This window comes from Ruegeria sp. E5, from assembly GCF_056534105.1.
This window is the reverse complement of record NZ_JBQFPA010000005.1, coordinates 120,504-141,306: the sequence shown is the minus strand read 5'-3', so window position 1 is coordinate 141,306 and position 20,803 is coordinate 120,504. Positions and strand designations below refer to the sequence as shown.

Here is a 20,803-nt window from a genome sequence, read left to right as displayed (position 1 = left end):
TTTCACCGGTCATGGGCATCGGAATTCTCTCTCTGCCCCGCCCACACGTTTCTGGCACAGATATGGGTCATGGTCCTTCGCAGACCAGCGGAAAGACCCCGACCTCTGGGATCTTAAGCGTGCCAACGGTGATTTGGTCATCGCCTTCATCAGCCGTAATCAGCCGCACGGATGCAACAATGCGATCAAACTCAGGATCGGCGAAATCCAGCAATGTGTGTGTGTTCTCCGAGGCCCCCTGCGCCAAAACAATGGGCAGCGCACCTTCTGTCTCTGTCATGCTCCAGTCCTGTCCATCCGCGTGGATCGTCGCGCTGATAATCGCAAGGCCGGGTACAGATCCAAAGCCAAATGCTACCGCAACGCCTGACTCATCAGGCGCTTCGCAGGAAACAAGAAACGTTGCAAAAGAAGGGTTTGCAATGACGCTTACCACAAGCGCGAGTGCGGTTGTTCGTATTACGATTGGTTCCTCCGTTTACGGCCCATTTCACAGCCTAAGACGTTTCGGCCTCAAAATGAACTGCCAACGCACTGCCGTACTTTTGGTGCCTTTCGGGACATTGGCGATTGGTGGCAATTCAAGTGAATGCCGAAACACTGAAATGTCAGCTCCCTGCTCGCATTGTGAGTCCAATTTCCGATAAGTGCTCAAATGACTGGTTTTGAGGCCGCGTTTCAGCACGAATATTCGTGCACTTCCAGAAGGATTTATGTGGCGGCGCACGCATCTTGAATACTAAATTCACAGCGAGAACTACGAGCAGACCCGCGGCAGCACAGCTTAGGCGACCAGTCCGCCTTCACAGCAGCGGTTGGTGGCGGCCCAGAGCCGCCATCCAGCGATACGATGAATTGCTGCGTTGGCGTTCCGCCTTGCAGGCATTCGCATTCGATCGATGCCTCACGTGCTCGCGTTCACAGACATCCGAGTTGCGTGAGCCTACCTATGCCGGATTAACGCCGGCTCTGGGCCCGAAGAAGATCACAACACACTGCTTGAACGACCGCTCTGCGGACAAAGCTTCCGATAAGTCAGTTTGCCGGGATGTGTGACAACGGCCCTAAGCGGACTCTAAAAATGCAATCCGTATGCAGCAAATGCACTCTAGAAAGCAGACATTAGTACCGTGCAACAGTCTGTAATCAGCCTCATGACAAAGGCCTGTCAAAACCGCCTAGGAATTGCCAAGGTTAATGTCAAATAACTTCTTGGTTTTAGGTCGCGTAGCGAGCTCAGTCACAAACCACCAGTTTTGACCAAACAGTTACGCTAACTTGCGCTATCCTTGATGTGCTCTTCCAACACGCCTGCATTTATCTCGCGCGGGTCGCCAACATTGTAATGCGTCGCGTCTCGCAGGATTTCGTGGCGCATACTGCCGTCCACTATTTTTGAATTTCATCGACAACGAAAATTAGATTCCAACCGTCTTCATCGGTGATCATCTTGGCTTCAAACGAATGGCTATCAAACTTAAGTATTTTGCTTGTGTGCAAATGCGAATCTCCATCAAGTTCCACTAATTTTATTTGTCTTGTACTATCCCGACCACAACCTTCCGATATCACCGCCCTCATCGCAGGGTACGGAATTCTACAACAACATTTAACTACTTCAGGCGATTCAGTGGAAATTCTATTTTAAACGGCTCTCAAGCCGACGGCCGACTTCGAAGTAGGAGAAATCGGTCTCTACAACTTTGGCACAATCGGCACGCTGCTTGGTATTCATGCCGCTCTTGTCAACCCTAGTCATCTTGCGAATTCCGTTGGAAGCTAGTTTGCACGCCTGACTAGGAAATTCAGGAAAAACTGGCCGTCAATACGTCGTGGCTCATACACGAGGCGTCGGTCGGGTTTCAGTCCTTGAGGCAACTTTACATCAATTCGAACCTTGTAGGGCGTCACCGGTGGACCAAAATGCGAACTTAGGGTGAAGCGGAGTTTCAGTTGACCGTTGTCATCCAATGACCCCCGGAAATCCTTGAACCACGGACCACCTCCGGTAAACGCTTGGGCGGACACCAGAGTCACTTTGCTGCCTTTCCGGTTGATCCGCAATGACGCGAGTGGTTCGATTTTTCCGGGGTAATAGGATTCGTCGCCGCGCGTTGCAGTTTGCCAATAGTCATCATCCCATCTACGCCGAATGGAGATGACGTAATCGCCGTCAAAACCTACAGCAACCGCAACTTGCTTGCAGACGCGACCCTGTTCTTTCTTAAGCGCAATGAGGGTCTGTTGTTGGTTCAGACCTTCCGCCGGAAGCCCTAGGTTTTTTCGGGCGTTCCGGTATCTAGTATATGCCGCTCTTGTGCGAGGACCTACGACGCCGTCCGCCGCGCCCGCACTGCATCCGACGCGGTTCAATTCGCTCTGAATGTCACGGACAAGGCTGCGTGTTAGTGCTTTCTCAGTCGGCTTGTCCTGCGGAGCAACAAATGCGACTTCCGTGTCGTTCGTTTTAAGTTTGTTGTCATGAGCAGCTTGTAGCCTTGCCTTCTCACGCAGATCATCCCGAAGTGAAAGGGCAAGCGTTACCGCAAAGTGATCATTCTGTTCCTGATAGCGGTTTAGAAAGGACTCGATTGCATCCAGCGTTCCGAGTGAACGAGCCAACTCAAAGTCAGCGTAGATTTCACGGTTTTCAGGCCCGACTCGCTTGGCTTTCGTCGGAACGGGCGCTGTGACCGGAACTAGGTAGATATCTTGGCTTGGTAAAGAACCGTAGGTAAAAGGTTCCTGAAACCCATCTGTCAATTTAAACACGGTGTCGCGGACCTTTCGGAACATCTTACCTAGTTCCAACCCAGGCTCTTCGATGTGCTTTAGCAGCGCTGTGGCATACGGGCTGTTACGCCCCTCTCCATCAAGAGCCAATGTTCCGCCCTTGGCTGCGTAGCTTACTAGAACTCCGCTAGGGTCAATACGACCCAAGCCGCGACCGATGGAGCGTGTGCCGCCATTTCTTTCCATCGTGCTCAGGAATGGGTTGTTCCGGCACGCATCGATCAAAACGACCTTTAATCCATCGGCACCCGACAAGGAACTGATAACAGAGTCCAGACGTATCGCTTCAAATTCGACATCCTGATCGCTGCGCAGCTCAGAGTTTACAGGAATGAGGTAGTTTGTGTTTTCGATCTCAATCCCGTGACCCGCAAAATAGATGATGGCCATATCCGCATCTTTCGCCGCTCGACCGAAGTCGCGCAACGCAATGCGAAGACCACGGTAGTCTAGATTCTGATTATGCCAAACCGTGAAACCGATGCGTTGCAAGGCTTCGGCAAGATCCGAGGCATCATTGTCTGCATTTGGAAGATTGGCGACATGTTGATACTCAGCATTTCCAATCACCAATGCGACCCGTTTGGTGTCCGCGTGCGCAATATGCGAAACAGAGAACCAAATCGCAAAGCCTATCAGCCATAAGAATGTCCTGAAAAGATATTGAAATGAACTGTAAAACAAAGTGCCCCCGATCGGAACAAGTTGAGACGCCTTAACACTACCACAAAACCTTATTGAATCGAATATTCCGATCCGATTGCCAGCGTATCCTCATAAAAAACATACGGTTTCGCTGAAACCCCTTGGGCAGAGCGCGTTATTTCAGAGAGCCTTCCAAGACCACGGAACGCACATTCCATCCAGAGCCATCGAACCATTTTGTCGGGGTCACATCGTCAAGATCGCGTCTCCCTCGCGCTTCGTACTGAAACTGCGCGAATGATTTACTGCCCTTGCCGTGGGTTTTGTTTGGCTTGGATGGCAACCAGTTGGTATAGGTCACGGGTTCTCCGCTGAACCATCGCCATCCGATGACGGCACCGTCTTCTTTGGGGTCCTTTCTGAACCCGAAATAAGGTCCGGCCTTATAGCTGATTTTCGTTTTGCTGTCGTATCCCATTTCAAAGAAAGCCGGGTCGCTTGAAATCATCCTGACGATGAACGCATTCTCTGCAGCCGATGTGATTGCGGCCAAATCCAATCCACATTTTTGCGCCTCGCTGCGCGCACTCTGCACGCTGCCTGAATAGACCAGCGCAACGTAAAGGTTGCCACGAAACGTGCCATAGACACTTTTACGTAGACCCAAACAACCAAGAATTTGCGTGACTTCTTCAGATTCACCTAACACCTTCAACTCGGAAATATTCTGTCGGACAGCGAAGGGATTGCTAATAAAACTCGCGCCATCCTGCGCCTGCGGCCTGATCCCAAGGCCGGAAAGGACGGCAAGATCGGCGTATCCGGATTGTTCCAACCCCAATTTGGCCTGAAGCGCCTTGATGCCTGATCGTGTCCGCGGCCCGAAAACTCCGTCGGGCACACCAACGTCGAAGCCTGCGCTGTTAAGATTTTGTTGTATTTCCTTTTTCTGAGTAGGGCTCGGCAAGAGCGCGGCTTCTATTTCATCGAACTGCCCACTCTTTCTGGTCCAGGCAGGTGTGATCTGGGCCATCCGCTTCAGTACTTCGGGCTCGGATAACGTTGCTGTGCGATAGGATCTGGCAACCAAATCCCACCCCCTGACAGTGTTCACCTTCATAGCTGCGGCCAGCGCGTTCTTCTCAGTTGCCTGCGGTTGCACGCCTGATGCGTCAGGTTCTTTAGGGCCCAACAATGGCAATGCAGCTTGTTCTACCTTGGGTACCAAAAAAATGTCCTCGCCCGGAAGTGAGCCGTAAACAAAAGGCTCCTGATACCCGTCGGTCAGCGCGAACACGCGATCGCGCACCTTGCGGAACAATTTGCCAAGTTCCAGACCCGGTTGTTCAACATGTTCCAGAAACGCCTGCGCGTAAGGGCTGTTCCGACCGTCGCCATCTTGCGCCAGAGTCCCACCGCGGGCCGCGTATCCGACCACGACGCCTCCTGGTTCAACCGCGGCCAAACCGCGCCCGATCGAACGAGTGTTCGATGCCTTTTTCATCTGGGTTAAAAACGGGTTGTTTCGGCATGCGTCGACAATCACGATATTTAGCGCGGATGAGCCAGCAATGGCATTCACGATAGCGTCCAGACGAATGGCTTCGAATTCGACGTCCCGGTCACTTTTCAGCGCTGCATTTACCGGTATCAGATAGTTTGTGTTCTCGATTTCGATTCCATGACCCGCGAAATACATAAGCGCCACTTTCGCATTGGCTGCGGCTTCGGCAAAGTCGCGCAATGCAATGCGCATATCGGTGTAACTCAGGTTTTGATGTTGTGTAACCTCAAACCCAACGCGCTGTAACGCCTTGGATATGTCCTCGGCATCATTGGCCGGATTGCGCAGGTCCGGGACGTATTGATAGGCAGAGTTACCTATAACAAGAGCTACGCGCTCGCCCTTAGCCTCTGTCGCAAGCGGCAAGGTCAAGAGCAAACAAACCACCAACAAACACCAGGCACCGCTTCGCCATTTGATTTCAGGAATCATAAGTACAGACTCAACTCTGAACCGAACAGTTCCTAATATTAGCATAAAATTGCTTGATAACCGAGCTTAGGATCAGCTGAAGCGAGATAGAGCAGGAACTGGACTCAACGTAATTTCAAGCCTACGCTAAACCTTCAAAAAGCGGATTTATTTGCAATTTTCTTCGCGAGGCGTCTTGTGTCGTGGAATTGGGTATCAATAGCTGTTTTTGTCTTCGTACTGGCTGCAGGCCTGTTTCCCAGCGGTTTTGCACTGGCTTCAGGCGATGAGAAAAACGCGGAAAAGTCCTCAGAAATTGTATTCATTCCTCCCGAAATCGGCACGCCAAAAGATCGAATGGGCGCTGGTACCCGGACTATACCTTCGGATGCCGCTTCTGACCTACTGCTACTGGTTCCAGCAGACGGTGGGTTAACAACTCTGGCCTTTCCGCCGTTGATCTGGCGGCTGACCCGCGGCCATCGAGGAAATGTAATCGTCAAGCTGAACCCAATCGGGACGACTGCAACAGAACTACACATTATGGGTCCTTTCCCGCCCGGCGATTATGGTCTGGACCTCAGTAGGTCAAGTTTTATGCTGGATACCGACCAGGTTTACCTTTGGCAACTTGAGCTGCTCGATCCAAACACCGACGCGGTGGTCGAACGGTCGTCAGGGTTGATTGAGCGTTTGCCGGAAGAATTTAGATCAGCCACTCCGGCCGCAGCTGGTCTGTGGTTCGATGCGCTCTCCGAACTTGTGGATATAGGCCTCAGCGGCCGAGTGCAGGCGACGAACCCAGCCGTACTCGAAAAATTTCTGAATTCAGCTGGCGTAGGTCCGTGAAATTGAAGCGTCCAAGGCATGCATGGCAGAGAACGTCATCGCTCATGCCGATTTGGCAACGCTGGGTTTTGGTCTGTGTCATTTCACTGATTGTGGGCATACCTCTGATCGAACTCCGAAAAAAAGGCATACTCGAACCACTTGAGCTTCTCCAATACGATTGGACGACATCAGCCTTTGCCGAAGATAAACCTATAGCAGACGTTTATCTGGCTACCATCAATGACAAAGATTTGGGCGAATGGGGCTGGCCTGTCCCCGATCTGCAATTGGCGCAGATTGTAAGCAATTTGCTCGCCTCTGGTGCAACTACGGTGGGTGTAGACATTTACAGGGACGTTCCGGTAGGTGAAGGTCGGGACGCCTTGCTTGAGGTGCTGAGCGATCCCAGAGTTTTCGTGATCTCGAAACTACAGGACGGCGAGACTGCTGGCATTTCCGCGCCGCAGGACTCGCACACGGGGTTCGCTGATATTCCAATTGACCCTGATGGCGTTGCCCGACGCGCCTTGTTGTTAGTAAATACGCACGATGGTATTTCCCTGTCACTGCCTATGCATTTGGCCGCGACCCATACCGGGCAACCTGCATTGAAAAGCGCTCCCGACAATCCGCGCTATTTGATGTTTGGCGATACAGTTGTAAAACCTTTGGCCACGGGTGCAAACCTGTTCCGCAACGTGGATACGTCAGGCTATCAAATCGTCATTGATTACAAAAATGCATTGCCGATCACTCGCAGTGTTCCCGCCGCAGAGATTCTGACTCAAACTGGGCTGGATCGCTTTAAAGGAAACGCTGTGATAATCGGCGTTACCAGTCATTCCGTAAAAGATTACTTTTTAACACCACTCAACCGGTCAACCGGGTCAAATTTTACCTTTGGGGCCGAAATCCACGCCACGATCGTTCAACAGTTGATAGACTACTTCAACGGCCAAGCCACTCCGCTGCGCGCCTTGGACGGCCAGATTCCTGCGTTCATCATCCTCGCTTCGGTCTTCTTAGGTGCCTGCGTGTCTGTTTTCGTCAGGGTTACCGGCAATGCGGTGTTGTTGGCTGGGATGGGTGGCCTCTTGCTAACGGTTGCGTTGTCCGTGTTTCAACAGTTCGCTTTGTTAATGCCCGTCGCGCCATCTCTGTTGGGTTGGACTTTTGGATTTCTTTGCGGCTTTGGTATCATCTCAGGCTTTTCGCGCAACCAAAGGCGTGCCATCGCGCAGGTGTTTTCTTCTCATCTGTCCGAAGAGCTGGCAGCTGAGATTTGGAAACAACGCAAATATCTAATGTCGGGTGGAAAGCCCCGATCTCGGCAACTGTTTGTCACGGCGCTGCTCGCGGATATTGAAGGATCGACCCTTGCTGGTAATTCGATGGATGCCGAAGCGTTCATGGCGTGGATCTCACGCATACTGGATCGGCTAAGTGAAATTTCCCGCGCGCATAATGGGTTTGTCGAGAAATACACTGGCGACGGCATATTGGTTGTGTTTGGCGCGCCAATTCCCAGCGAAACGCACAAACAAAGACAATTTGACGCGCAGGCCGCATTGCGCTGCGCCCATGCCATGCGCAAAGCCGTTGCGACACTGAATGGAACACTTGAAAACCAACCTGCATACAAGCTGCGCATTGCACTGAACAGCGGAGACGCAATTGGGGGCACCCTAGGCGTCAGAGGGTCCATGCATTACAACGTCATTGGCGACACGATTAACATCGCCGCACGTCTGGAAAGCTGGATAAAGACTCTACCACCTGATAAGGACGGATGCCGTCCGATCTGCATGACGCTGGAAACTGCGCGGCTGACCGATCCGGACCGCAACTGGCCAGTCATACCGGGGCTTTTTCATGACGATGGCAGAACAGAGATTCAGGTGGTGAAAGCACCGCCAACAACGTGAGATCTGCGAAATTAGTTCTATCGTGGAATTGGTGGTGAATCCTATTTTCGCGTCACAACAACATCGACGTACCAATTCTTGTCAAATCGCCCCTGATTGCTGCGTATTGACGCGTTGGGTGCCAAAGTTGAAGGCAAGTCCAGCGTGACCGAGAAGGGTACTACATAAACGCTGTTGAACAGAAAATTCGTGCGTCCGGAAACTTTCAAACGCCCTTTGTCGGACAAAGATGCCCGATATTTCTTGGACCGGCTATCACCCCCTTTGGAGCGATCGACCGCATTTACTAGCGCGAATCCAGCATCGGTCTTGCGATATTTCAGCCAAAGCACCGTGTCGATCCCGGAACCGGCATCCGTGCCCAGCGGGTCCGGTCGCCGACGAATATTAACGACATACTCGCCGTTGAATCCAATCGCAGCAGAGGTCGCCGACGCCGCTTCCGGAGCAACCAGCGTCTGACCCCGACTTGTCTTTTGAACCGGTTCCTGGCGTTCCGGCTGAGGAATGCTGCTGAGAACTGCAACGCTTTCTGCAGTCAAATAGCCAGTCCTGGCCACGCCGTTCTTACTTTGAAATCTCTCAAGCGCGGCGCGCGATCTGGGGCCGAAAATACCGTCTTCAGGTCCGGCAGCGAAGCCAAGAACATTCAGGCCGCGCTGAATGTTTCGGTAGTCGCCGCGGCTTAGATTCAAATTGGCTTCGGTATTCGATGTTGCACTTGACCGTGCAGCAGTCTTGTCCTCGGGCACGTCCTGCCGCAGCGGTTCTTCCGTTGTTTTTGGGGCAACATGCGTTGCCGGATTTCGGTTCGTGCTGCTGGCGGCATCCAAAACACCTTGCGCATATTGACCGGCGCGCGTGTCCGGGTAGAGCTGCGCAATCAATTTCAGCGCATTCTGTTTCGTGGTTTCGTCTGCCAGTGTCAGGGCTTCGCGCAAAACCCGCTCGGCCGAACTTTGACGCTCGTCCACGGGATCGGTCGCGACCTTCGAGGCTTCCTGCACGACCGACGGGGCACTCACCGCCGCCGGTACCAGATAGATATCACGCCCGGGCAATGAACCGTAGGTAAAAGGCTCCTGATAACCATCGGTAAGTTCAAAGACGGTGTCGCGTACTTTTCGAAACAGTTTGCCAAGTTCCAGCCCCGGCACCTCGATATGTTCAAGCAGGGCTTCGGCATAGGGGCTGTTTCGGCCATCACCGTCCAACGCCAGAGTTCCGCCGCGCGCGGAATAACCGACCAGAACACCTCCGGGATCAATACTGCCCAATCCCTGCCCGATGGACCGCGTTGCGGTTGTGCGCTCCATATCTGAAAGGAACGGATTGTTTCGGCAGGCGTCAATAAGAACAAGCTTGAGACCTTTCGCCGTAGATACCGCATTTAGCACCGAGTCCAGCCGTATAGCCTCGAATTCCACATCCTTATCGCTTTTGAGTTCCGCGTTGGTGGGAATCAGGTAATTGGTGTTGTCTATTTCGATGCCATGACCCGCGAAATAGACCAACACCACGTCAGCTTTCGCAGCCTTATCGGAAAAATCCCGAAGGGCCAGCCGCATTTGACGGTAGTCGAGATCGTATAGTTCGGTCACATTAAAACTTATCCGACCAAGCGCGGCCGCTATATCCCGCGCATCATTTGCCGAGTTTGGAATATTTGTAACGTACTCATACTTCGAATTTCCTATGACAAGCGCCATACGCCTGGCATCAGATATGTCCGCCAGTACAATTGCAGGTCCGAACATGACAATAGCAATGAAGCCAGACCTAAGTCGCGAAAAAACCAGATAAACAAGGTGTACCAGCATTACAACTTCGTCCACAAAAGCCGTAGTTACTTTAACATAATCCACATCAAACCGCGATAAGGCTAAAATAATTTGCTGAGTGCGTCGCCGATTTCACCCCATTAACTGCGCTAAAACTTCCCGTTTCATAATTTAGTGTGAGTTCCAACTTGCTTTGACTACCCGATCCGCGTCAAACCATCGTCAATCGGCACAAATTCTCCAAAACCGTCGGCCAGCTGGCTTAGTCTCAACTTCTCTGCGATCCAATGCCGGACCCAAATGGACCGCTGCTACGCCTGCGGGCCGCACCACTATTGTCGAATAGCATTGCCTCGCCCCCATCCGCGTTCGCCACGTGGCAGATCAGCAGGAACAGGCGCCTTCAGCGTCTGATCTGCAAATCAGCCCTGATTTTCCCAAAAGGGAAGTCAGGATCATTGAAATCGGTCTAGGTGCTGGATGGAAGGATGTGAGGCGAAAATGGAAAGGTTCTGTCGCTGGTGGCAGAACTATGTGTCGCCTGACAAGAGTTGTCGTGCGACACATAGTTTTGCCATTGAACAATGGCTAAGCCTTTGATTTTGAGTCATTCAAAATTTCATAACCGCAAAGGTTTTGCCATTTGCGACTCAAAGTTCTTCCTCTCAGCTATCGCTTCCGCAGCTACAGTCCTATTCTGTCTGAAAGTAATCTAGTCTGGAACCCAGCGACTGGCAGTGCGGCGTGCAAAGCAGTCAATTTATGCAAGACCGAGAAAACATGGCGCTTGAAGAACCTTTCACAGACCTCAAAATAAGGACTCAGCGGACTGGCTTTTACAAAGGGTATAGCCTGCCGATTGCTCTAGTCAGCAAACTCTCGGTTTCTCTGCTTGTTCTCTGGGCGCTGGTTTGGCCACTATCAGCGAACGATACACTGCGATCTTGGAAGTCAGGAATGCTGTCCGAGTTCAATACCTTCTACAACCTTTCCGTTGGATTATTTGTACTCTTCCTCTTCCTTGTCGCGCTTATTCCATCAACTGGCCGAATAAGGTTGGGCTTAGATGATGAGAAACCGGAATTTTCGAACTTCTCATGGTTTTCGATGATGTTTGGGGCGGGTCTGGGCGTGGGCCTAATGGTCTATGCAACCGCTGAACCACTTGGCCTTTGGGAAACCAATCCATTGACTATTTCCGGGGAAATCACACCCAAAAGCGAGGACGCAATTCAAGGAGCCTACCGCTATACATTTTTGCACACCGGATTTCACGCCTGGGCAATATACGTCGTCACCGGCCTTAGCCTTGCCTATTACGCGTTTACAAGAGGCATGCCGCTAACAATCCGCACCGCACTGACCCCATTGCTCGGAGAATACTCAAACGGTGTTGCAGGGCATGTGATCGATGTGCTCGGCGTCGTTGCGACAATACTCGGCGTGGCGGTAACGATCGGATATGGCGTTTCTCAATTAGTGGACGGTGCGTTTCTAATTACTGGTGCGAATTGGCTTGTGGAGAAAGACGTAACCAAAATGATTCCGTCGACCGCCGGCCTAATTACGGCGTTGATCGTTGTTATGATTATGTCCACACTCTCAGCCGTCTCTGGCGTGGGGCGTGGTGTCAAGTACTTGTCAAACATTAATCTTCTCTTTTCAATGGTATTGCTGGCGGTATTCATTGTTTATGGCTCATTCGCATTTGCGGCGACGACCTATGCTACAGCGCTGGTTGACTATATCAAAAACTTTGTCCCTCTGAGTTTCCAGGCTTTTCGACCGATTTCCGAAGTCGAGTTTGCCTCCGTATTGCCAGCAGAGGCGGCGCCCTTTGTCGGCGAACTCTTCGCAGGTGCAACTGATCCATGGGGAACAAACGCAACCTATCTTGAGGGTTTGAGCAACGATTCAGCCGGTCTTTCTGATGCAACCAAGACTGCAGTTTATGACGCGGGCACACGAGGCAGGTTGTTCGGATGGCAGGCCGGATGGACTACATTCTACTGGGCATGGTGGATCGCGTTTTCGCCTTTTGTCGGCCTTTTCTTAGCGCGTATCTCCAGGGGACGAACCGTACGCGAATTCATACTTGGGGCCGTCATTGCCCCTTCCCTCGTGTGCTTCGCGTGGATGGCCATACTTGGCGGGGCCGCCATCGATTTGGAGCTTAACGGGGATGCAAATGGATCTATCCTGGCCGCTTCAACGACGGCAACACTGTTTGTCACCTTGGGGGAAATGCTATCGGGCAACTTGCTCACGGTAGTGAGTGTCATGTGCGTGATGTTAACCATGACATTCCTTGTTACTTCCGCCGACTCTGGCATCCTTGTGATGAACACGATCATGTCCGGTGGGTCTGAAGACACCAGCCCGCTTCATCGTATCCTGTGGGGCGTTCTTCTGGCCCTTGTCATTGGAACTCTGCTTGTCGCTGGCGGCGGCGGATTAGAGGCTTTGACCAATTCCATGATAATCGGCGCGCTGCCGTTCAGTGTCGTCTTGCTGCTCATGTGCGTCTCTCTGGCCAAAGCAATGATAAACGACCTGCGCCGATTGAACCGCGAAACCCGAACTGGTTTGTGATTAACCCTAGTACACTCTCAATCATTTTGTCGCGGTCACATGTGAAACGACTGTGTCACAAAGTGCTTCGGAAACATTGACTGCAATACATACAGGCAGATCTTCAAAGCCTCCTCGGGATTGAAGATTTCTGAGTGCAAATGGTAGTCGGTCCAGAGTCCTTCCAGCAAAGCAATCAAAGCGTCTGTTGCAAGTTTGGCGTCGATGTCTTCGTACTCACCTTCACTCTCAATTTGCTTCAACAGGTCTTGGATCACCGCTCGGAAACCTTTGTCCCGCGAGTCGATGAAAGGAAAAATGTGTGGATTCGAGAGCGCTTCGGCCCGAAACGAAAACCAGATCGCAACGTCCCGCGCATTAAGGACCAACGGGTTGAAATCAGCTTTTATGATAGAGATCAGCTTGTCCGCAGGGCCAAACTCGGGGTTATCTGCGATTGCCTTCCATTGCCTTGCGTACCGCGCTGATAGCTCCTCTGCCACGGCGAGCAGCAGCTTCTCCTTTGAGCCAAAGTGCAGGTTCACCATTCCCCGCGATAACCCTGACAGCTCCTGAATTCTTGCCGAGGTCGTTCCGCGAATTCCGTACTTATGGATTGCGTCTGCTGCCGCGTGGATCAACTGCTTTCGGTTCTGCAGCTTGCTCAAATCTCGTGCATTAGTTGGGATATCAGTCTTGGCAGAAATGTCTTTTTCCTTTGTTGAGGAACGCGCCTGTTACTTGTCGCATCTAGAGGAGCAGAAGTTCAAGGATTGACACTGAATGAATGTTTGTTCATTTTGTGATAAGTGTTTCATACAGGTTCCAAATGACACTCTTGAACTCCGATTTTCAGTCTGTACGTGACTGGGACAACAAACACTTCCTGCACCCGTGGGAGGGGATGTCGTACCTAGGCCAAAATGAACGAACTTTTGCCGAAAGCGGTCTTGGTATCCACGTCGTGACGGAGGACGGAAAGCGCCTGATAGACGGGCCTGCCGGGATGTGGTGTGTTCAACTGGGATATGGAAACACCGAGATTGCCGATGCGATGGCGCAGCAGGCGAAAGCGATGGCGTATTTTTCGCCCTTCAATAATGCCAACTCGGCTCCAGCCCGGTTGGCACATGAGATTGCCAAGAGAACCCCGGGTGACCTAAACCACGTGTTCTTCACAACGGGTGGATCAACGGCCGTTGATAGCGCCATACGTTTTGTACAATTCCGCAACAACCTGCTGGGCAAACCTGAAAAGAAGATCGTAATCTCACGGCAGAAGGCCTATCACGGATCGACGTACCTGGCGGCCTCGGTTTCCGGAAAAGAGCGCGACAAAGGTTGGTTGGATCAGGCCTCGGACCTTACGCGTTTCCTACCGAATGTGAACCCGTATACGCGTCGCCCCGATCAGACGATCAATGATTTCCTGGACGAAAAAATTGCTGATCTGGAGAACACGATCCTGCAGACTGGAGCAGGCAAGGTCGCTGCTTTCATCGCTGAACCGATCTTGTGCTCTGGTGGCGTCATTGTGCCTCCACGGGGGTATCATCAGCGCTGCCTGGAAATCTGCCGGAAATACGATGTCCTGTATATTTCAGACGAGGTCGTAACCGGTTTTGGGCGGCTTGGACATTGGTTTGCTTCGGAAGACGTCTTTGGAATTCAACCTGATATCATCACCTGCGCCAAAGGCATGACGTCAGGGTATGTACCCATGGGGGCCTGTATTATCTCTGACCGGCTGATTGCAGATGTGAGCGGAGACAACGGGCAGGATGCCACCTTTTCAAATGGTTTCACATATTCGGGCCACCCAGTGAGCGCAGCGGCAGGTTTGAAAACCATTGAAATCATGGTGCGCGACGGCGTTCTGGAACATGTCCGCGCGATCACGCCCTTGTTCGAAGAGCGTCTTCAGGCTCTGGCCGACTTGCCGCTGGTCGGCGATGCCCGCGGTATGGGACTGGTTGGTTGCGTTGAGTGCGTTGCGGACGCCGAGGCTAACAATCAATTGGATCTTGATAAGTCCGTTGGTGCGATGATTGATCAATATTGCCAGGAAAACGGCCTGATCTTGCGGCCCATCATCAACATGTGTGTGTTCTCCCCTCCGCTGATCATCACGGAGGGCGAGTTGAACGAGATGTTTGACATCCTTGAAAAAGGAATCCGGCTAACAACCGAAGACCTGACGCGCCAAGGCGTATTCAAAACTTAGGCACAACCGCGCCCGCCCTACGCTCAGCGGCGCTTACCCAGCGCGCATTGCCTCGGGGGGCAATTTGATCGGGAACCTGGACCGAACCTCTTCGTCCACCTTGCTGCCAAAGTAGTTCGGATAGTGATTGGACAGAATGTCATCCACAACGGATCGGCTCCGTTCGAACATGTCCTGACGACCAGCTTTTTCCCAAGTATCGGTCAGCTCTCGGTCCATGAGGGTCGGGTAGACATACTCGGTTTCCATGTATTGCAAAGTCTGCGCGTTGCCGAGGAAGTGACCGGGATCAATTGCGCATTCATGAATGACGTCGACCGACAGCGTGTCGTCGCTCACCTCGATCCCACGAAGTGTTCTTGAGATCATACCAGCGGCCTCGTTGTCGATGACCATGGACTCGAAACTACAGCCCATCAGGCTGCCAACCATCCCGCCAAATTCACAGAGCCGGTTGGCCCCAGCATGGGCTGCCAACGCGAAGGTCAACGCCTTCTCCAAACCATATTGCGCATCAGGTATCTTGGAATCCGTCATGCCGCACCCGACGCTGGTCGGCAGGTTGTAGAAGTTGCCCATCTGAATTGCCGCCGCGGAGATCAACGCTTGCTCTCCGCTTCCACCAGTGAAGGAACCGGTGCGCAGATCGGTAATAAACGGCCATGCCGCAAAGACGACCGGGGTGCCCGGATTGATCAAGTTTGCAATGGCGACGCATGACAAGGTCTCAGCTACGGCTTGGGCCAGTGTTCCGGCCAACGGCGCAGGTGAAGTCGCCCCAGCTTGTGGCGGAACAGCCAAATCGCAGACAAGTCCCATCTTCGCTGTATCAATCAGGATTTCCAGGTTTTCCCGCCCGAACCTAAGCGGTGAAACAATGGGGCAACCGCCAAAAATGACCGAGGGCTTTTCAAGGAACTTGCCCTCCCCGCCCGAAGCCAGATCGAATAAATGGATCGCGTCCTGAATATGCTCGCGCGTACGGAACGTCAGACAGGATGGCTTTTCGGAACCCGCCAAGATCGCGTAGAGCATGCTCATGTCATGCTCGTAGTCCTGCGGCACATCCGTTGCCAGAACCGTGTCGCCAGTCATGTGAATGTTGTCGAGCCGGTCTACCAGACGGGTGAAATCGTAGATGTCCTTGAGAGTTGATGGCCGGTAACTGCGCGTTTCTGCGTCGAACGTTGTCACAGCGGTGCCGGAGTTTGCGTAGTACACCTTGTCCTTGGTGCAGTGCATATCGTCCTTACCGGCCCGAGATCCGCGCGCATGGACATAAAATTCGCTGGCCGCCTTAGCTAAAAGATCTTCCATCAACGCGCGAGGAAAGCACAGCCTACCATACTCGTTCACCGTTGCCCCTTTGGGCAGCACTAGATCAAGAACTTCCTGCGTTGGATCACCGACACCCGTACGCTCCAGAATGCCAAGGGCGGCTTCATGAATACACGACATGTCCGCGTCTGAAAGAGGCCTGTATCGTCCACCCGAAATGCCCGGCCAGATTGCTTGGGAAGCGACATTGCTGGTCCGCACTGCTGCACGTGCTTCACGCCCACCACCGCGCCGTCGTGATCTGCGCTGCGTTAACTCTGTCATGTTTAGTCTCCGAATTCTGAGCGTGTCAGATCATGCTGAAATAGTTGCGATAGAAACCGGGAATGCTCCATTCCATCTCGGACAACGGCCCTGGGACGAAATGGTGCGAGTTCACGCCTTCCTGATTGTGCCGTATGATCCGCTCGTCATCGAGCGATGTGACATGCCAGAGCCATGTCAGCGCATCCTTGTCATAGTCGCGGCCCTGTTCTGCGTCGCTGCGCACGTACCAGACGATCTGAATATCTGTTTCTTGCAGGGCACGCGGGACGAACCGATACCCAACCACGTGATCTGCATAGACGAGGAAGTAGTTCAGTGTGCCGATGCCCAGATCAGTTGCTCCTCCATCGAGAGATTTCAGTTCGCCCAAAGGCGGCGCCAGAGGCGCTCCATCCTTGCTGCCGGTCACATAACCGGGGAACAAGGGGTAGCGCCGCCAATATACATCTGCGCCCGGCGCGTCCGCATTTTCTCCCGTCAGATCAAGCACCTCAGTGGGAATTCCGGCTTCGTTCATCCGCTCATGAAGCGCACCGCTGAACTCCAGAACCTGAGCAGGGTCTTTCAGAGAATGGCTACGCGAATAATCCTGATGGGATGGCGCGCAGTGATAGCATTCCAAGTAGTTTTCCAAAGCCAGTTTCCAGTTTGCCGGAACCGGGTATGACGCCTCATGCGCGACCTTCAGGTTTTCAAAATCGAACGGCTTTGAAAGCGGGGCCAGCCTTTCAAGGGCAGCATCCAGCGGCGGAGCATCTTCTGCGGCGCAGACAAAGATCAGACCCTGAAAAGTCTTCACCTGAACAGGGAACAACCCATACTGGCTTAGGTCAAAGTCCTGTCCCATCGATCGCCCGTTTCGCAGCTTGCCGTTCAGGTCAAATGTCCATGCATGATACGGACATATGAAGTTCCGGGCTTTGCCTTTCTGTTCGATGCAAACCCGCGATCCACGGTGGCGACACACGTTCAGATGCGCGCGCACCTCGCCTTCGCGATCCCGAACGATGATGATGGATTCCGGGCCGTAATCGAACAGGAAGTAGTTGCCCGGTTCGGCGACCTGGCTGACATGGCCGACCCAGATCCAGTTGCGGTTCCAGAACGTGCTGATGTCGTTGTCGTATACTGCCTGAGAGGTATAGAAATGGCGCGGCATGGCGAAACCTTCCCGCTGCGCATCCATCAAGTCGCGCATTACTTGCAAGTCATCTTTTGGCATAGCGCACCTCATGCAGATTCAAGGGAAATGACTTCCCGGCGGAAGAATTCACGGTCGATGTCGTCCGCGTTACGTTCGAAATTCCGGGCAGCCATGTGACCCGAATATACAGCATCCGCGATCAAGCCGGGGTTTGCGGCATCTCCGATTAATTCCAACGTTTCCAGCGGACTTGCTGTCAAACCGCAAAGCTCGTCGTAAAGAGTGGTTTCTCGCATTCGCTGCGTCACCAGTACCACGGAGCTGCATTCAATGAAGTTCTCTCGCCCCGTGTAGACGCACTGCAATGTCGCTTGGCCGGGCGCGACACCGGCCAAGGTCTGGGACAGGTTCAGACGAACGCCTTTTTCCAACAGACTGCGTTGCACTTTGGTCTGCTCCAACGTCAATTCGGTAAACGGCGAAACTATTGAGGCCGGCGTTACAAAGACAACCTCTCGCCCAACCTGAGCCAAATGATCAGCCAAGACTCCACCGAGATAGGCTTGATCATCATCGTAGACCACAATCGGGCCGTCCTGCGGCATGACTCCGGCCACAATGTCATCCGGAGTGAAAATCTGAGAACCTAAACCGATTGGTGCACCGTGAAATGCAGATTTCCCGCGCCCGTCTCGCCGCCATTTTGCGCCGGTTGCAACAAAGACGTTCGGTATACCCAACTCGATGACCTCACTGGCTGACAAACGGCTGTCGGTGAACAGTTGAACGTTCCCGCGTTGTTGCAGGTCGTAGATTCTGTGATCTGTCACGCGCTTCCAAGCGGATAGCCCGGTCAGGGCAGCTTCCTGCATCACACGGCCGCCGAACTCTTGCTTTGCTTCCGCCAGAGTTACCTCGTAGCCCCGCCGCGCCAATTGCATGGCGCATTCAAGTCCGGCTGGTCCGCTGCCGACAACAAGCGCAGCTTCCTCGTTTACCCGACGCTCAATGATCTCAGGATGCCATTTCCTCCGCCACTCTTCACCCATAGTCGGGTTTTGAGTACAGCGTATTGGGACGCCGAGAGAGTCGGATGAAACACAGATATTGCAACCGATACACTCACGTATTTCTTCGATGCGATCTTCCCTAATTTTGTTGGGCAGAAACGGATCGGCGATGGATGGTCGCGCCGCGCCGATAAAATCAAGGATGCCCTTCCTGACCAGTGACGCCATCAAGTCCGGCGACGTAAGACGCCCGACGCCCACAACAGGCTTAGAAGTCACCTGTTTCACGAACTCGATGTATGAGGTCTGAAAGCCGTCGCGGGGCTCGAACCGGGTCGTCGCAGAGTCGTTGCTCCAATCCGCCACATTAACATCCCAAAGGTCTGGAAGCTCGGCCAGCAATTCGACTACTGCACGGCCTTCTTCCTGCGCTTGCATCCCCTCTGACCCGAGCATTTCATCAACCGCAAACCGAAGGGCAATGGCGCAATCATCTCCGACCTCTTCCTTGGTTTCTTCCAGAAGCTCGCGGGTCAGTCGCACCCGGTTCTCCAACGAACCTCCATATTCATCCGTCCGATCATTGAACTGCGGCAGCAGAAAATGATGAGGCAATGTCATGTGATGCCCCGCATAGACATACACAATGTCGAACCCGGCTTCGCGCGAGCGACGAGCCGCCGCGCGATGCCACTTGCGAAATTCTCGAATGTCAGCCTTGTCCATTGCCCTTGCCTGTTTCGGGTATGGAGTCTGCAAGACAAGTTCTGATGGGGCCAGCAGAGGCGCGCGGGTCAGGTGGTTTTGGGCATGGTGCCCGTTATGCGCCAATTGGATTGCCGCGAGCGAGCCCTTCTCATGAATTGAGTTGGTTATCAGACGCAGTGCGGGAATATCCTGATCGTCCCAAATTCGGTTTTCAGAATAAGGAGACAAATCTGAAGTCGGATGAATCTCGGCCTCCTGAGTGGACACCACCGCCCAACCGCCCTCGGCTTTCATCGCCCGCATGGCAGCTTCGGCGTGAGGTCGCAAATGACCCAAACCATTGCAGTGGGGCACCTGGTAGAACCGGTTTCGAGCCGTTACTGGCCCGATCTTGACCGGTTCGAAGAGAACAGAATATTCGTCAGCGCCTGACATTGCCGCGCTTCCTCCAAGGAAATTGGAAATTGGTTCGTGGGAATGGAAGGATTTCTACGTCCCCACCATTCCCGGCTGTGTTGTAAGAGTGCCCTTAGAAGCCAGCTTTGATGCGCTCGAATTCCTTCAACATCTTGGCCTCCAGCTCGGGGTTAACAGCGTCAAAGAACAGGCTGCCTTCAAAGAAGCTGTCCACATCCGAAAACCCGTAGGTTTCGATCAGCTCCGGGTCTGCCTGTGCAAAAGCGTCTTCATTGGCGTGGGCATAACCCCAGCTTTCAATGATGTATTTACCGCTTGCCGCAGAGCTGAGCGCGTTCAGCATGTCATAGACTTGCTCATCCGACTGCTTGGCAGATTTCAGATGCACATAACCGCAGACCCAAGTTGCGATACCTTTGTCTACATCACGCATCATGACCGCTGGCGTTTCGTTCCAGATCAGGTTCAGTTCCGATTGGTTCCATCCCCAACCCAGCGTGACCTCACCGCTGGCAATTGCCTGATCCAGTTGGCCGGCGTCAGACCAATAAAAGCGCACGTTCGGATGAATCGCGCGCAGGTAGTCCGCCGCTTTTTGGAATTCCTCGTCACTCATATCGGTATAGCTGGAGGCGCCGGTTGCCAATGCCGCCATTGCAAAGGCACTGGAAGCGGCGTCCGGAATGGCGACTTTGCCCTGATATGCAGGATCGGCAAGCAATTGCAGCGAAACGTCATCTGCAGAAATCATATCTGTTCGATAGATAAGACCAGTATTGCCCCATTCGAACGGCACCATGTAGGTCTGCCCATCAATGGTGATGCCATCGACCTCTTTGATCTTGGGCATCAGCTTGTCCCAGTTTTCCAGCTTGCTGGTGTCAATCGGCTTGATCATGTCTGCCGCTACCCACTTTCTCAGGGCATCCGTGCAGGGATGGGCCAAATCAGCTTCAAAACCGGACTGAAGCTTTGTGAACGCTTCTTCAACGCTGCCAAAATAGGTGTAGCTAGGCGCGCCGCCGTATTTTTCGACATAGTCGCCGTAGAAACCCTGATCCTCATATCCGGACCAGTCAAAAACGGTCAGATCAGCGGCGTTCGCCAGAGCTTGGCTGGCGGCAAAGGTGGCAACTACTGCTGCCATAAGTGGTGCTGTTTTACTCATTTGTCT

Annotated in this window: 13 protein-coding genes; 4 read left to right on the top strand and 9 right to left on the bottom strand. The window is 53.0% G+C overall.

Features of this window, described 5'->3' with window-relative positions; all coding sequences use genetic code 11:
* Nucleotides 1-67 precede the first annotated feature (67 nt).
* From ACR0BI_RS17875 to ACR0BI_RS17865, 3 genes are all read right to left on the bottom strand, one after another.
* On the bottom strand, nt 68-280 hold the full coding sequence (locus tag ACR0BI_RS17875) for a hypothetical protein (protein WP_170395513.1): 213 nt from the start codon (nt 278-280) through the stop codon (nt 68-70).
* Between the two features lie 1,499 nt (nt 281-1,779).
* Entirely contained in the window at nt 1,780-3,366 is a 1,587-nt protein-coding gene (locus ACR0BI_RS17870; RefSeq protein ID WP_480888636.1) for a caspase family protein, read from the bottom strand.
* Nucleotides 3,367-3,613: 247 nt separating this feature from the next.
* Entirely contained in the window at nt 3,614-5,374 is a 1,761-nt protein-coding gene (locus tag ACR0BI_RS17865; protein WP_170465207.1) for a caspase family protein, read from the bottom strand.
* Between the two features lie 237 nt (nt 5,375-5,611).
* On the opposite strand from ACR0BI_RS17865, the gene ACR0BI_RS17860 reads away from it, so the two are divergent.
* Both ACR0BI_RS17860 and ACR0BI_RS17855 read left to right on the top strand, forming a co-directional pair.
* Nucleotides 5,612-6,262, top strand: a complete 651-nt coding sequence (locus ACR0BI_RS17860; RefSeq protein WP_480562606.1) for a DUF928 domain-containing protein — start codon at nt 5,612-5,614, stop codon at nt 6,260-6,262.
* Between the two features lie 44 nt (nt 6,263-6,306).
* Entirely contained in the window at nt 6,307-8,169 is a 1,863-nt protein-coding gene (locus tag ACR0BI_RS17855; RefSeq protein ID WP_170465212.1) for a CHASE2 domain-containing protein, read from the top strand.
* 41 nt (nt 8,170-8,210) lie between these two features.
* On the opposite strand, the gene ACR0BI_RS17850 is transcribed toward ACR0BI_RS17855, so the two are convergent.
* A complete protein-coding gene (locus ACR0BI_RS17850) occupies nt 8,211-9,926 on the bottom strand; it encodes a caspase family protein (protein WP_480737500.1) in 1,716 nt (571 codons plus the stop codon).
* 804 nt (nt 9,927-10,730) lie between these two features.
* On the opposite strand from ACR0BI_RS17850, the gene ACR0BI_RS17845 reads away from it, so the two are divergent.
* Nucleotides 10,731-12,542, top strand: coding sequence for a BCCT family transporter (locus tag ACR0BI_RS17845; protein WP_480562608.1), 1,812 nt, complete (start codon nt 10,731-10,733; stop codon nt 12,540-12,542).
* A 35-nt stretch (nt 12,543-12,577) separates the two neighbouring features.
* On the opposite strand, the gene ACR0BI_RS17840 is transcribed toward ACR0BI_RS17845, so the two are convergent.
* Nucleotides 12,578-13,189 carry a TetR/AcrR family transcriptional regulator gene (locus ACR0BI_RS17840; protein WP_480562609.1) on the bottom strand — a complete coding sequence of 204 codons (612 nt, stop codon included), beginning with the start codon at nt 13,187-13,189 and terminating at the stop codon, nt 12,578-12,580.
* Between the two features lie 161 nt (nt 13,190-13,350).
* Here ACR0BI_RS17840 and ACR0BI_RS17835 point away from each other — a divergent pair, with 161 nt between their 5' ends.
* On the top strand, nt 13,351-14,745 hold the full coding sequence (locus tag ACR0BI_RS17835) for an aminotransferase (protein ID WP_480562610.1): 1,395 nt from the start codon (nt 13,351-13,353) through the stop codon (nt 14,743-14,745).
* A gap of 33 nt (nt 14,746-14,778) precedes the next feature.
* Here ACR0BI_RS17835 and ACR0BI_RS17830 read toward each other — a convergent pair whose 3' ends face one another.
* The 4 genes from ACR0BI_RS17830 to ACR0BI_RS17815 form a co-directional block, all read right to left on the bottom strand.
* On the bottom strand, nt 14,779-16,347 hold the full coding sequence (locus ACR0BI_RS17830) for a trimethylamine methyltransferase family protein (RefSeq protein WP_480562611.1): 1,569 nt from the start codon (nt 16,345-16,347) through the stop codon (nt 14,779-14,781).
* Between the two features lie 25 nt (nt 16,348-16,372).
* Nucleotides 16,373-17,572 (bottom strand): aromatic ring-hydroxylating oxygenase subunit alpha, encoded by a 1,200-nt coding sequence (locus tag ACR0BI_RS17825; protein WP_480562612.1) that lies wholly within the window; start codon nt 17,570-17,572, stop codon nt 16,373-16,375.
* Nucleotides 17,573-17,580: 8 nt separating this feature from the next.
* Complete coding sequence (locus tag ACR0BI_RS17820) at nt 17,581-19,647, bottom strand: oxidoreductase (RefSeq protein ID WP_480562613.1); 2,067 nt, start codon at nt 19,645-19,647, stop codon at nt 17,581-17,583.
* Nucleotides 19,648-19,741: 94 nt separating this feature from the next.
* Entirely contained in the window at nt 19,742-20,797 is a 1,056-nt protein-coding gene (locus tag ACR0BI_RS17815; protein WP_170576840.1) for an extracellular solute-binding protein, read from the bottom strand.
* Nucleotides 20,798-20,803: the final 6 nt, after the last annotated feature.

Bases quoted from the DNA above. Each gene is read 5' to 3' on its own strand.
- ACR0BI_RS17875 (WP_170395513.1), bottom strand. From the start codon at position 280: ATGACAGAGACAGAAGGTGCGCTGCCCATTGTTTTGGCGCAGGGGGCC.
- ACR0BI_RS17855 (WP_170465212.1), top strand. From the start codon at position 6,307: ATGCCGATTTGGCAACGCTGGGTTTTGGTCTGTGTCATTTCACTGATT.
- ACR0BI_RS17850 (WP_480737500.1), bottom strand. From the start codon at position 9,926: ATGTTCGGACCTGCAATTGTACTGGCGGACATATCTGATGCCAGGCGT.
- ACR0BI_RS17845 (WP_480562608.1), top strand. From the start codon at position 10,731: ATGGCGCTTGAAGAACCTTTCACAGACCTCAAAATAAGGACTCAGCGG.
- ACR0BI_RS17835 (WP_480562610.1), top strand. From the start codon at position 13,351: ATGACACTCTTGAACTCCGATTTTCAGTCTGTACGTGACTGGGACAAC.
- ACR0BI_RS17830 (WP_480562611.1), bottom strand. From the start codon at position 16,347: ATGACAGAGTTAACGCAGCGCAGATCACGACGGCGCGGTGGTGGGCGT.
- ACR0BI_RS17825 (WP_480562612.1), bottom strand. From the start codon at position 17,572: ATGCCAAAAGATGACTTGCAAGTAATGCGCGACTTGATGGATGCGCAG.
- ACR0BI_RS17820 (WP_480562613.1), bottom strand. From the start codon at position 19,647: ATGTCAGGCGCTGACGAATATTCTGTTCTCTTCGAACCGGTCAAGATC.
- ACR0BI_RS17815 (WP_170576840.1), bottom strand. From the start codon at position 20,797: ATGAGTAAAACAGCACCACTTATGGCAGCAGTAGTTGCCACCTTTGCC.